Source organism: Blastococcus litoris (assembly GCF_003075095.1).
In the GTDB taxonomy this organism is placed as follows: Bacteria; Actinomycetota; Actinomycetes; order Mycobacteriales; family Geodermatophilaceae; genus Blastococcus_B; species Blastococcus_B litoris.
Genome location: NZ_QCZF01000004.1, coordinates 139,795 through 152,085, shown reverse-complemented (window position 1 = coordinate 152,085; position 12,291 = coordinate 139,795). Strand labels below are relative to the sequence as shown.

Sequence of the window (12,291 nt, the reverse complement as noted above, 5' to 3'; positions counted from 1 at the left end):
CGCGGGTCAGTCCTCCTCCGGCGCTGCGTTCGCGAGGACGACCAACTGGCGGAGGCAGTGGTTGCGCAGCGGCTCGGGGAAACCTTCGGCGAGCCGGTAGTACACGACGCGTCCCTGCTTCCGGTTGGCGACGAGACCTGCGGTGCGCAGCAGCCGCAGTGCGTAGCCGACGGCGTCCTCGTTCGCGTCGAGGGCCAGCGCGAGGTCCCCGACGCACAGTTCCTCGACCACGTCCAGGGCGAACAGCACCCGCGCCCGGGTGGGGTCGGCCATGAGACTCAGCACGCTGGTCAGCTGGGCGGTCTCCTCCCGGCCGGGGAGCCGGTCGCGGGCGTGGGCGACCCGCGCGGGGTCGACCGGGTGGGCATGATCGAGATCGGACATGGGGGCACCTCCGGACCACCCATGTCCGTACGGGCCTACGGGTAACCCTGGCGCCCGGATCGACGCCGGGAGGCGGTCACGCCGCCTGGCCGAGCCCACCGGCCGTCCCGGGCACACGGGTCCGGGAACCGCCGCCGGCCCGCGGGGCGATCGACAGCACGTCCGCCCCTGCGTCGTCCCCCTCGCCGCCCTCCTCGTCCTCCTCCGGCACCGGGAGCAGGCTCAGCCCCGCAGCGCCCAGCAGGAGCGCCGCCCCCACCACCAGCACGGTGAGCCAGAACGGGCCGGTCACCGCCGTCGCGGCGACGATGCCGAGAACTGCCAGGATCGCGAGGACTGCTCGGAGCATGACGGGCTCCAACGGGTCGTGTCCGCGGCCACCACGGCGCGGTGCGGGGAGCAGCCGGCGGAACTCGGTGTGGGCGTGGAGGGTGCCGGCGCCCTCGCCGGCCCTCCGCATCCGATGCTCCGCCCGGCGTCTTGCGGTGACCGTGCGTCCGCGTGACGACCTCGTGACGGGTGCGCGATGCGGGTACCGGCGCGGCAGTCGGGGCTCGGACGGGTCGGGAGGAGGCGTCATGCCCACGTGGTTCCTGGGACAGGACGACGCGCTGGTCGTCGTCGCGGCGAAGGCGTTGCTGGTGTACGGCACCGCCGTGGTGGGCCTGCGGATCGCGCACCGCCGGACCCTGGCGCAGTGGACGGCGATCGACTTCGCCGCGGCGGTGGCGATCGGCGCCGTCATGGGCCGCACCGCGGTGGCGGAGGGCCAGTCCTTCCTGGTCGGCGCGACCGCGCTCGTGACCTTCCTGGCCGCGCACGCCGTCGTCACGCTCGGCCGGGGGAACAGGTGGGTGGCCAAGGCCGTCGACCACCGGGTGCGGGTGCTGGTCGACCACGGCGTACTCCGGCGCGACCAGCTGCGCATCTGCGGCCTCACCGAGAACGACGTCCTCGCCAAGCTGCGCGAACTCGGCGTCCGGGAGATCGCCGAGCTCCGCTACGTGCTGTACGAGACGAAGGGCGAGCTCACCATCGTCCGCGAGAACGGCCCGGAGCCGGACGGGACCCTCGTCCGACGCGGGCTCTCCGACGCGGCCGGCGTCGACCACCGCCGCGCGCGGCGCGCTCGCGACGGTGGCGATCGCGGCTGATCCGCCCGGCGCACGACCCGCGAGTGGCCGGGATCGGTTGGCCCTCCCAGGATCGGGGACGTGGACGCCGTCGTGCTGCTCGGCCTGCTGGTCCTCGGAGTCGTCGTCCTGACGCCGGTGGCCGACCGGATCGGGGTGCCCCAACCCGTGCTGCTCACCGTGTTCGGCATCGCCCTCGGCTTCGCGCCCGGCATCCCGGCCCCGGACCTGCCACCGGAGCTCATCCTGCCGCTCGTGCTCCCCCCGCTGCTGTTCGCGGCCACCCAGACCACCTCGACGAGGGAGCTGCGGGCGGCTGCGCGGCCGATCCTCGGCCTCGCCGTGGGGCTGACCGTCGCGACCGCGGCCCTGGTGACCGTCGTCGCCCACGCGCTCGGTCTGCCCTGGGCGGTGGCCGCGGTCCTGGGTGCGGTGGTGTCGCCCCCGGACCCGGTCGCGGCGAGCGCGGTCGCGGGTCGGTTGCGGCTCCCGCCCCGCCTCGTGACGGTGCTCGAGGGCGAGGGGCAGTTCAACGACGCCACCGCGCTCGTGCTCTACCAGCTCTCGGTCATGGCGGTGGTGGCCGGCGGGGTCACCGTCACCCAGGTCGCCGCCGGTCTGGTCGTGGCCGTGCTCGGCGGCGCCCTCATCGGGTTCGCCGGCGGGTGGCTGGCCCGGCGGGCGCTGGGTCTGCTGCACGACCCCGGTGCGGAGACGACCGTGACCATCGCGGTGCCCTTCGCCCTCTTCCTGGTCGCCGACGAGATCGGCGCCTCCGGGGTCCTCGCGGTCCTGGTCGCCGGCCTCTACCTCCGGGCCACCACGTCGCGCGAGGTGACCTCGGCCGGCTGGCTGCTCGGGCGGTCCGTGTGGCAGTACGTCGACTTCGCGGTGAGCGGTCTCCTGTTCGCCTTCCTGGGGGTCGAGCTGGCCGACGTCCTGGAGGACACCCCCCTCCTCGGCGACGGCGGCACGCTGGGTGTCGCCGCGGCGGTGACCGGGGTGCTGGTCGTGTCCCGGGCCGCCGCCATGTCGCTGGCGTCGGCGGTCGCGGGCAGCCGGGCCCGGCGCGCCGCCTCGGCGGTGCCCTACGGCTGGCGCGAGGCGACGGTCGCCTCGTGGGCGGGCATGCGAGGCGTCGTGACGGTGGCGACCGCCCTGGCGCTGCCGCAGACGACCGACAGCGGGTCCTCCTTCCCGCTCCGGGACGAGGTCGTCCTCGTCGCCCTCCTCGTGGTGATCGTGACCCTCGTCCTGCAGGGGCTCACCCTCGCCCCGCTCATCCGGCGGCTCGGCGTGGCCGGGACGGTGGACGTGCGCGCCGACGCCCGGAGGTTGCAGAGCCTGGTGGCCGAAGCCGCGCTCGAGCAGATCCGCCGGGCGGACGACGTGCCCGCGGAGGTGAAGGCGGCCGTCCTGCAGCAGTACGAGAGCCGGCTGGCCTACCGCGGGCAGGTGCACGATCTCGTCGACGGTGACCTGGGTGGCCACCACGCCGGGGAGCACCTCCGCTCGCTGCTCGCCCGCGCGGCCGAGGCCGAGCGGGAGGCGGTCCTGGAGGCCCGGCGGTCCGGTCAGGTCAGCCCGGCCGCCGCGGACGACGTCCTCTTCGACATCGAGGCCCGGGCGACGCGCTACGGGGGCTGAGGACGCGAGCGCCGCCGGTCACTGCAGTTCGACGAACCGCTCGACGTCGGCCGGCCGCCCGGCGATGACGATCTCGGCCCCGTAGGTCAGGACGGTGTCGTAGCCGGCGTGCGAGTAGCTGGTCTGGTTCTCCGGTCTGACCGACACGACCGTGACGCGGTGCTTCGTGCGCAGCCCCGTCTCGCCGAGGGGGACGCCGACGATCTCGCGGGGCGGGCGGGTCTTGGCGAACACCCACTGGGGGTCCAGCTCCACCCAGTCCAGCAACCGGCCGGAGACCAGGTGGGCGATCCGCTCACCCATGTCCTGCTCCGGGAACACCACGTGGTGCGCGCCGACGCGCTCCAGGATGGTGGCCTGCTGGCGGCTGATCGCCTTGGCCCAGATGTCGGGGACGCCGATCTCGGACAGCAGCGCCGTGGTCAGGATGCTGGCCTCCAGGTCGTTGCCGATCGCGACCACCACGCGGGGGATGTCGGCAATGCCGATCTCGGCGAGCGCGTCGGGGTCCGTCGAGTCGGCGACGACGACCTGGCCCAGCTGGCCCGAGAGCTTCTGGACGATGTCGGCCCTGCGGTCGACCGCGAGCACCTCGGTGCCCCCGCGGGCGAGTTCCTGGGCCAGGGCGCGGCCGAACCGCCCCAGGCCGATGACGGCGACGGGATCCCTGCGGCTAGCCAACGATGGTTCTCTCCTCCGGCAGCGAGTGGCGACGGGCCCGTTCACGGAGAGCGAGCCCCGAGGCCAGGGTCAGGGGGCCGATACGGCCGATGAACATGAGCAGCACGAGCAGGAACTGGGCGGGGGCGGGCAGGTCGGCGGTGATGCCGGTGGACAACCCGACCGTCGCGAACGCCGACACCGTCTCGAACAGCACCTGGTCGAAGGTGAAGTCGGTCAGCGCCTCCATGGCGAACGTCGCGACGGCGACCACGCCGAGACCGAGCAGGGCGACGGCGAGCGCCTGGCGCTGGTTGCTCGCGGGCACCTGGCGGCGACCGACCTCCACGTCGGGGTCGCCGCGCATCTCGGCCCACAGGACGTAGGCCAGCAGGCCGAACGTGGTGACCTTGATCCCGCCGGCCGTGCCGGCGGACCCGCCGCCGATGAACATGAGGGCGTCGGTGAGCAGGAGCGTCTCCGGCTGGTACGCGCCGACGTCCAGGTTGTTGAACCCGGCGGTGCGCGGCATCACGGCCGCCGTGAAGGCGGCGAGGACCTTGGTCCCGGCGCCGAGAGGGCCCAGCGTGCCGGGGTTGCCGGCCTCGGCGAACAGGAAGACGAGGGTGCCGACGAGGAGCAGCAGGGCGGTGACGACGACCGTGATCCGTGTGAGCACCGACCAGGTCCTCGGTGTGCGCCACTCGCGGGCGAGCTCGAACACCACCGGGAAGCCGAGGCCGCCGACGATGACGGCGGTGCAGATGGTCAGGCTGATCCACGGATCGGCGACGTAGCGCACGAGGCTGTCGGCCCGCAGCCCGAACCCGGCGTTGTTGAACGCGGAGATGGCGTGGAACACCCCGTGGTAGGCCGCCGACGACCACGACTGGCCGTAGCCGAGGGCGAACCGGAGCGCCAGCACGACGGCCACGACCGCTTCCGCGGCCACGACGAAGACCACGACCCTGGCCACCACCCGGCGCACGTCCGCGGCCGACAGCGCCTTCGTCTCGGCCTGCGCCACCAGCCGCGCCCGCAGCCCCAGGCGCCGGGACACCAGCAGCGCGAACAGGGTCGCGAGCGTGGCGATCCCGAGCCCGCCGGCCTGGATGCAGCCGAGGATGACCGCCTGCCCGAAGCCCGACCAGTACGTGCCGGTGTCCACGGTGACCAGACCGGTGACGCAGACGGCCGAGGTGGCGTGGAACAGCGCGGTGAGGAGATCGGCGCGGCCCGGTCCGGCCGTGGCGATCGGCAGCGAGAGCAGCGCTGTCCCGACGGCGACCGCAGCGGCGAAGGAGCCCGCGATCACCTGGCCCGGGTGGCGGAACCCACGGGTGGCCGCCGAGCGGCTCGCCCGGCGACGGACCGACGGTGCCGGAACGGTCCGAGGGTGGTCCGAGCTCACCGCGACACCGTGCCACAGCCCCCCTCGCCCGGATGACCGACGGTCCGTACGAACGTCGACCAGGCGCTGACCAGGTGCGGAGCCCCCCGAGAGACGACCTCGCCGGATCAGACGCCGTCGACGATGCGCTGCAGGTCGGCGGCCATCCGGGTCGCCTCCCGCGAGGCGCCGACGATCGCGTCCTGCGCCTGCGCGGTCGACGCGCTCTGCTCCTCCACCGCCGCGGCGATGGTGGTCTGCGCCTCCACGACGCCCAGGATGACCTCCTGGACGCTGGTCAGCGCGGTGCCGGCCGCCTCGACGTCACCGCGCACGGCGTCGACGACGCGCCGGATCCGCTCGGTCGCCTTCGCCGTCTCCCCCGCCAGGTCCTTGACCTCCCCGGCGACGACGGCGAAGCCCTTGCCCGCCTCCCCGGCCCGGGCCGACTCGATGGTCGCGTTGAGCGCCAGGAGGTTCGTCTGGTCGGCGATGGTGGAGATGCTGCCGGCGATCTGGTCGATCTCGGCCATGGTCTCGGCCAGCCGCTCGACGGTCTCGGCGCTCTCCCGCGAGCCCGCGCTGGCCTGGTTCGCCGTCGTGGTGGCCGAGCTGGCCGCGGCGGCGATCTCCGAGATCGCCTCGCGGAGGCCGGCCATCACGGAGGTGGCGGTGCCCACGTTCTCGTCCAGCCGCTGGCCGGCGTCGACCAGCTCGGCGAGCTGGTGCTCCAGCAGGGCCGCGCGCTGCGTGCGCTGCGCGAGCTCGGCCGCGGCGCTGTCGGCTGCCCGGGCGCGCTCCTCGGCGAGCTCGGCCTGGACGGCGGCCTGGGCCAGCGCCTGCTCCTCGGCCCGGCGCTGCTCGGCGCGGCGGCCGCGGTCGGCCTCCTCGGTGAACTTCCACCCGTAGGCGAGGAACGTCGCCTCGGCGAGCAGGAAGACCGCGTGCAGCAGCGCGAACGCCATCGGGTAGTCGAGCGCGAGCGGCGTCGAGTACACCATCTCGGGCATGACCAGGCTCATCGTCCCGTGGTGCACGGCGACGAAGGCCACGGCGAGCAGGAACGGCACCCACGACTGGTAGAGCGCCACCAGCGCGAGCAGCGCGTAGAACCAGATGTGCATGTCGGTCAGACCGCCGCTGACGTGCACGAGCGTCCCGGCGGAGAGCATCAGGCCGACACCCACAGCGCTCGCGCGGGCGACCTGGCTGCGCAGCACCTGGCCGAGCAGGCACATCGCGACGATCGCGCCGAGCTCGACCCAGAGCCACGGTCCGTGGGTGTGGTGCTGCCAGACGCCGATGCCCAGGAGCACCGGCGGGTGGACGGCCAGGATGCCGGCGATGATCTGGTGGCGGGACCGGAAGCTCGGCTCGTCCAGGCGCACGCCGCGCGGGAGGGATGCCAGGAAGCCGCTGGGCCGGGACGCCGTCGTCGCGACAGGGGTGGGAGTCACCCCTTCCTCATCGGCACCCCGTCCACCGTGTTGAGCGGGATGATTGGAGTCGCTCCAGTTCCGGTCGAACGGTCAGCCGACCTCGGACCGGCGGACGACGGTCAGCGGGAGCAGCCGCAGCGCTCCCGGTGCGTGCGCGGGCACCACGGGCCGACGCGGCGGCACCGGTGCGACCGGCCGGTAGGGCTCACCCGGCGCGGGCCGGGGGTCGGCCTCGCCCCTGTTGGGCCACAGCGCGGTCGCCCGCTCCGCCTGCGCGGTGATGGTCAGCGACGGGTTCACGCCCAGGTTCGCCGACACCGCCGACCCGTCCACGATCGAGAGCCCCGGGTAGCCGTGCACCCGGTGGTAGGGGTCGACGACGCCGTCCTGCGCGGTGGCCCCGATCACGCAGCCGCCGAGGAAGTGGGCGGTCATCGGGATGTTCGCCAGGTCGGTGAAGGCGCCGCCCGGGTCACCGCCGATCGTGGCCGCGATCCGCCGCACCGCCTCGTGCCCGCCGGGGATCCAGGTGGGCACCGGCTCCCCCGGGCCCGGCCGGCTGGTGAGCTTCCGGCCGAACCGCCCCGTCCGCCCGGAGACGACGATGCTGTTGTCCCGCGTCTGCATGACCAGCGCGATGAGCGTGCGCTCCGACCAGCCGCGCACCGAGAGGCTCCGCACGAACGCCCCCGGGTGGCGGGCGATCACGCCGAGCGCCTTCAGCCAGCGGGGCAGCCGGCCGCCGCCGTCGACCAGCACGGTCTGCAGCAGCCCGATCGCGTTGCTGCCCTTGCCGTAGCGCACCGGCTCGACGTGGGTGTGCTCGTCGAGGTGGAACGACGACGTGATGGCGACACCGCGGCTGAAGTCGGTGGGCCCGCCCCGGCGGCCGGTCGCGGCGAGCACCGCCTCGGAGTTCGTCCGCGTCTGGTGCCCCAGGGTGGGCGACAGCCCCGGCAGTGTGCCCCCGTCCTTCATGGCGTGCAGCAGCCGCTGGGTGCCGTAGGTGCCGGCGGCCAGCACGACCTGGTCGCAGGTCCAGCGGCGGACCGTGCGCCTGCCGAGCCACGCGCCGGTGCGCCGCGTCTCGACCTCGTAGCCGCCACCGGGGCGCGGGCGCACCGACGTGACGGTCGTCAGCGGGTGGACCACCGCCCCGCTGCGCTCGGCCAGGTACAGGTAGTTCTTCACCAGGGTGTTCTTGCCACCGACCGCGCAGCCGGTCATGCACGAGCCGCACTCGGTGCACCCGGTGCGGTCGGGTCCGACGCCACCGAAGAACGGGTCGGGCACGGTGACACCCGGTTCGCCGAAGAAGACGCCCACCGGCGTGGGGACCACCGTGTCGCCGACACCCATCTCCTCGGCGACCTGGCGGAAGATCTCGTCGGCCGCCGTGGTCGTCGGGTTGGTGGTGACGCCGAGCATGCGCGACGCCTGCTCGTAGTACGGCTCGAGCTCGGCGGCCCAGTCGGTGATGCCCGCCCACTGCGGGTCCCGGAAGAAGGTGGGCGGCGGCTTGTAGAGGGTGTTCGCGTAGTTCAGCGACCCCCCGCCGACGCCCGCGCCGGCCATCACCAGGACGTCGGGCAGCAGGTGGATGCGCTGCACGCCGTAGCAGCCCAGCTGCGGCGCCCACACATAGCGGCGCAGGTCCCAGGAGGTCTTCGGCAGCTCGTCGTCGGCGAACCGGCGCCCCGCCTCGAGCACGGTGACGCGGTAGCCCTTCTCGGTCAGCCGGAGGGCTGCGGTGCTGCCACCGAAGCCGCTGCCGACGACGACGACGTCCGTGTGCTCAGTCCTGGGCACGGGCCCCTCCAGCGACGGCGACGGGGGACGGCTCGAACTCCTCGAGCCGGAGGCGCCGCAGACGGCGCCGGAAGGTGAGCGTCGAGGCCGGCCAGTTCTGCGTGTTGCGGCCGTGCTCGTCGATGTACCAGCTGGAGCAGCCGCCGGCGAAGACCGTGTGCCCCACCCGCTCCTGCACCCAGGCGTCGAACCGCTCCGCGACGTCGCGGCGGACCTCCAGCTCCCGCACCCGGCCGTCGCGCAGCGCCCGGACCGCCTGCACGACCCACGACACCTGCGCCTCCAGCATCACGATGATCGAGTTGTGCCCGAGGTTGGTGTTCGGGCCGTAGAGCACGAAGAAGTTGGGGAAGCCGGGTACGACGGTGCCGAGGTGGGCCCGGGCGCCGTCCTTCCACTGCTCGTGCAGGTCGCAGCCGCCGCGGCCGGTGATGCGCATGGGCAGCAGGAACTCGGTGGCCGCGAACCCGGTGCCGAGCACGATGGTGTCGACCTCGCGCTCGGCGCCGTCGGCGGTGACGACCGAGTGCGCCCGCACCTCGGCGATGCGGTCGGTGACCACCTCCACCTGCGGCAGCTGCAGCGCCGGGTACCAGTCGTTGGACATGAGGATGCGCTTGCAGCCCATCGGGTCGGTCGGCGTGAGCTTCTCCCGCAGCGCCGGGTCGGCCACCGCCGCGCGCAGGTGCTTGCGGTAGGCGGCCTTGTGCGCGAAGAGCAGCCGCGGCTCGGTGTTGAAGCCGAGGGAGCGCAGCTCGTTGGAGAAGTAGTTGCCCTCGCGGGAGAGGCGCAGCAGCCCGGGGACGCGGGCGAACGCCTTCTTCGCCCGCTCGCGGTAGGCCCGGTCGGGCTTGGCGAGCACGTAGGGCGCCGAGCGCTGGAACACCGTCAGCGATGCCGTCCGGGGCGCGATGGCCGGCACGAACTGGATGGCGCTGGCCCCGGTGCCGAGGACGGCGACCCGCTCGCCGGTCAGGTCGTGCCCGTGGTCCCACTGCGCGGAGTGGAACATCGTGCCCTCGAACCGGTCGAGGCCCGGGATGGCCGGCGTGCTCGGCCGGCTGAGCTGGCCGGTCGCCGCGACGAGGACGTCGGCCTCGTGCTCGCCGCCGCCGGCCAGGGTGAGCCGCCAGACGCCGTCGTCGTCGTCCCAGGTCGCGGCCAGCACCTCGGTCCCGAACCGGATGTGCGGCAGGACGTCGAAGTCGCGGGCGACGTCGCGCAGGTACTGGTGGATCTCGGCCTGCGGGGCGAACCGCCGCGACCAGTCCGCCTTGGGCGCGAAGGAGAGCGAGTACAGGTGCGAGGGGACGTCGCACGCGGCGCCGGGATAGGTGTTCTCGCGCCACACGCCGCCGACGTCATGGCTCTTCTCGAACAGCACGAGGTCGCTGACGCCGGCCTGCTTGAGCCGGACGGCGACGGCGATCCCGCCGAAGCCGGTCCCGATGACGGCCACCCTGGTCATCGCTGTTCCCCTCGTCGCTCAGCCCGCGGTCCACGTGGGGGTGCGGCGCTCGATGAAGGCGACGATGCCCTCCATCGCGTCGGCACTCTGCCCGATCGCGGCGATCTCGGTGTCGTTGCGCCGCCACGCCGCGGCCTCGTGCGGCAGGTCGCCGTCGACGATGCCGAGGGCCAGGCGCTTGCTGGCCTGCACGGCGAGCGGCGCGTTGGCGGCGATCCGCTCGGCCAGGGCCAATGCCGTCGGCAGCACGTCGGCGGCGGGCACGACCTCGTTGACCAGGCCCCAGCGCAGCGCGTCGGCGGCCGGCATCGGGTCGCCGGTCAGGATCAGCCGCATCGCCACCTTGCGGGGCAGCTGCTCGGGCAGGCGGAGCACTCCCCCGGCGGCGGCGAAGATGCCGCGGGAGATCTCCGGCAGGCCGAAGCTCGCGGTGTCGGCCGCGATCGCGAGGTCGCTGGCGAGCACCAGCTCGGTGCCGCCGCCGAGCGCCTGGCCGTTGACCGCGGCGATCACCGGCGTGCTGACCGGGTGGCGGACGAACCCGGCGAACCCCAGCTGCTCGCGGCCGGGCGCCAGGGGTGTCTCGCCCCGGCCGAGCGCCTTGAGGTCGGCGCCCGCGCAGAACGCCGTGTCGCCGGCGCCGGTGAGGACGACGCAGCGCACCTCCCGGTCGGCGTCGGCCGCGGCCAGCGCGTCGGCCACGCGGGTCGCGACGTCGGCGTCGACGGCGTTGCGCGCCCGCGGCCGGTTGAGCGTGATCACCAGCGTGTGGCCGGTCCGCTCGGTGAGGACGCTGGGCTGGTCGTCGGTCATGCGGGAGCTCCTGACGGGAGGGTGACGGCGGCCTGGCCGTCCCGGAGGGACAGCCGCACGGTCCGGCCGACGTGCGAGACGGCGCCCGGCGGCAGGGCGGCAAGCGAGAGCGCGGCGGCCGCGGTGCGGTCGTCGGGTGCGGTGGCGGCCGCGACCCGCTCCCCCGACGGGAGGCGGCCGACCACGAACGCCTGCTGCGGGGCGCCGTCGCGGCCGTGCTCGACGGTGGCGGTCTCGACGGTGAGCTCCGGGCCGTCCTGCGCGGCGGTCGCGGCCTCGAGCACCGGGGGCGCGTCCGGGTGCGTCACGCGCGCCGGCTCCGGGCTGCCGACGTACCCCTCCGGGTGCGGGCGGGCGCCGAGCAGGACGGAGTGCTGGTAGGAGAGGTAGCCACCGTTGGCGTGCACGAGGCCGGTGCCCGCCCCGGCCCGCAGCCGCTCGACCATGGTGGCGACGGCGTGCAGCGAGTAGGTGTTGAGCGGCCCGCCGAACGCGGAGTGGCCGCCCGCCACGCTGAGCACGGCGTCGCGGTCGAGCCCCAGGTGCAGGGTGGCCAGCTTCGGCACGATCGGGAAGCAGCTGTAGACGTCGACGAGGTCGACGTCGCCGATGCCGAGCCCGGCGGCCTCCAGCGAGCTGTCCAGCGCCCGGCCGAGCGCCTCGGAGCCGGAGAAGCCCGTGCGGCGCAGGGGGTCGGGCAGGTCGTCGGCGCCCGCGCCGCCCCACACGTACGTGAGCCGGTCCTCCGGGATGCCGTGCCGGCGGGCGGCCCGCAGCGAGGTGACGACGACGGCGACGGCCTGGTCGACGTTGGGCATCGCGTTCATCGACAGCGGATAGGGCTCGCAGACCATGCGGTTGCCCGGCCCCACCGTGCCGACCTGCTCGGGGGTCAGCTCCTCGGGGTTCCAGGCGTGGGGGTTCTGCGCCGCCACGCGGCTGAGGTCGGCGTACAGGCGTGCCGACCACGCCGCGTTCTCCTCCGGGGTGAGCCCGAGGTCGGCCTGCAGGCGGTTCTCGAACAGCGGGTACATCCGCGGCGGGAGGAAGAGGCCGGCGGCCAGCATCTCCGCCGAGCCGAGCTCGCCGAGGTCCAGGGGTGGTGGGCCACCGGGGGCGGCGCTCCAGCCGCGCTCCCGCGGGTCGACCCCCGCCTTCGCCAGGACGTTGGCCGACGCCTGCGCCTCGCCGCCGACGATCACCGCGACGTCGCTCTCCCCCGCCCAGATCGCCGCGGACGCCCGGTCCAGCAGCCGGGCCGGCAGGTGACCGCCGAGCGCGGTGTTCTCGCAGGTCCGCGGGGCCGCGCCGGTGCTCGCCGCCACGGAGGCGGCGAGGTCGTCGTAGGCCCAGCTCGCGGTGCGGATGGCGAAGACGGCGTCGGCGGCCCGCAGGAGGTCCGGCGCCCCGGCGTCCCGCCCGGCCAGGCGCAGGGCCTGCGCCACGAGGTCCAGCGGCTCGCGCGCGCCGTCCACCGTGCGCTCCCGGTTGGCGCGGAGCTGGCCCACCCCCACCAGGACGGGGGTGCGTGACTCGTCGGGCACGGGT

11 protein-coding genes are annotated in these 12,291 nt (G+C 74.4%); 2 read left to right on the top strand and 9 right to left on the bottom strand.

The window, feature by feature from the left end:
- Window positions 1-6: 6 nt before the first annotated feature.
- Together DCS98_RS10390 and DCS98_RS10385 are read right to left on the bottom strand one after the other, a co-directional pair.
- Complete coding sequence (locus tag DCS98_RS10390) at window positions 7-384, bottom strand: ArsR/SmtB family transcription factor (protein WP_116451292.1); 378 nt, start codon at window positions 382-384, stop codon at window positions 7-9.
- 76 nt (window positions 385-460) lie between these two features.
- On the bottom strand, window positions 461-733 hold the full coding sequence (locus DCS98_RS10385) for a hypothetical protein (RefSeq protein ID WP_164704502.1): 273 nt from the start codon (window positions 731-733) through the stop codon (window positions 461-463).
- Window positions 734-962: 229 nt separating this feature from the next.
- Here DCS98_RS10385 and DCS98_RS10380 point away from each other — a divergent pair, with 229 nt between their 5' ends.
- The gene (locus tag DCS98_RS10380; RefSeq protein ID WP_164704501.1) at window positions 963-1,538 is read left to right on the top strand and encodes a DUF421 domain-containing protein; all 576 of its coding nucleotides are present in this window, start codon (window positions 963-965) and stop codon (window positions 1,536-1,538) included.
- 60 nt (window positions 1,539-1,598) lie between these two features.
- A complete protein-coding gene (locus DCS98_RS10375; RefSeq protein ID WP_164704500.1) occupies window positions 1,599-3,164 on the top strand; it encodes a Na+/H+ antiporter in 1,566 nt (521 codons plus the stop codon).
- An 18-nt stretch (window positions 3,165-3,182) separates the two neighbouring features.
- Here DCS98_RS10375 and DCS98_RS10370 read toward each other — a convergent pair whose 3' ends face one another.
- The 7 genes from DCS98_RS10370 to DCS98_RS10340 all read right to left on the bottom strand — a co-directional run bounded on the left by DCS98_RS10370 (window position 3,183) and on the right by DCS98_RS10340 (window position 12,287).
- Complete coding sequence (locus tag DCS98_RS10370; protein WP_116451288.1) at window positions 3,183-3,845, bottom strand: potassium channel family protein; 663 nt, start codon at window positions 3,843-3,845, stop codon at window positions 3,183-3,185.
- Window positions 3,838-5,235, bottom strand: coding sequence for a TrkH family potassium uptake protein (locus DCS98_RS10365; protein ID WP_206340185.1), 1,398 nt, complete (start codon window positions 5,233-5,235; stop codon window positions 3,838-3,840). Before DCS98_RS10365 ends, DCS98_RS10370 begins: the two co-directional genes overlap by 8 nt.
- 107 nt (window positions 5,236-5,342) lie before the next feature.
- Complete coding sequence (locus DCS98_RS23895; RefSeq protein ID WP_164704499.1) at window positions 5,343-6,671, bottom strand: methyl-accepting chemotaxis protein; 1,329 nt, start codon at window positions 6,669-6,671, stop codon at window positions 5,343-5,345.
- 72 nt (window positions 6,672-6,743) lie between these two features.
- Entirely contained in the window at window positions 6,744-8,462 is a 1,719-nt protein-coding gene (locus DCS98_RS10355; RefSeq protein WP_116451286.1) for an FAD-dependent oxidoreductase, read from the bottom strand.
- Entirely contained in the window at window positions 8,449-9,930 is a 1,482-nt protein-coding gene (locus tag DCS98_RS10350) for a flavin-containing monooxygenase (protein ID WP_116451285.1), read from the bottom strand. Before DCS98_RS10350 ends, DCS98_RS10355 begins: the two co-directional genes overlap by 14 nt.
- Window positions 9,931-9,948: 18 nt before the next feature.
- Entirely contained in the window at window positions 9,949-10,743 is a 795-nt protein-coding gene (locus tag DCS98_RS10345) for a crotonase/enoyl-CoA hydratase family protein (protein ID WP_116451284.1), read from the bottom strand.
- Complete coding sequence (locus DCS98_RS10340; protein WP_116451283.1) at window positions 10,740-12,287, bottom strand: acetyl-CoA acetyltransferase; 1,548 nt, start codon at window positions 12,285-12,287, stop codon at window positions 10,740-10,742. Before DCS98_RS10340 ends, DCS98_RS10345 begins: the two co-directional genes overlap by 4 nt.
- Window positions 12,288-12,291: the final 4 nt, after the last annotated feature.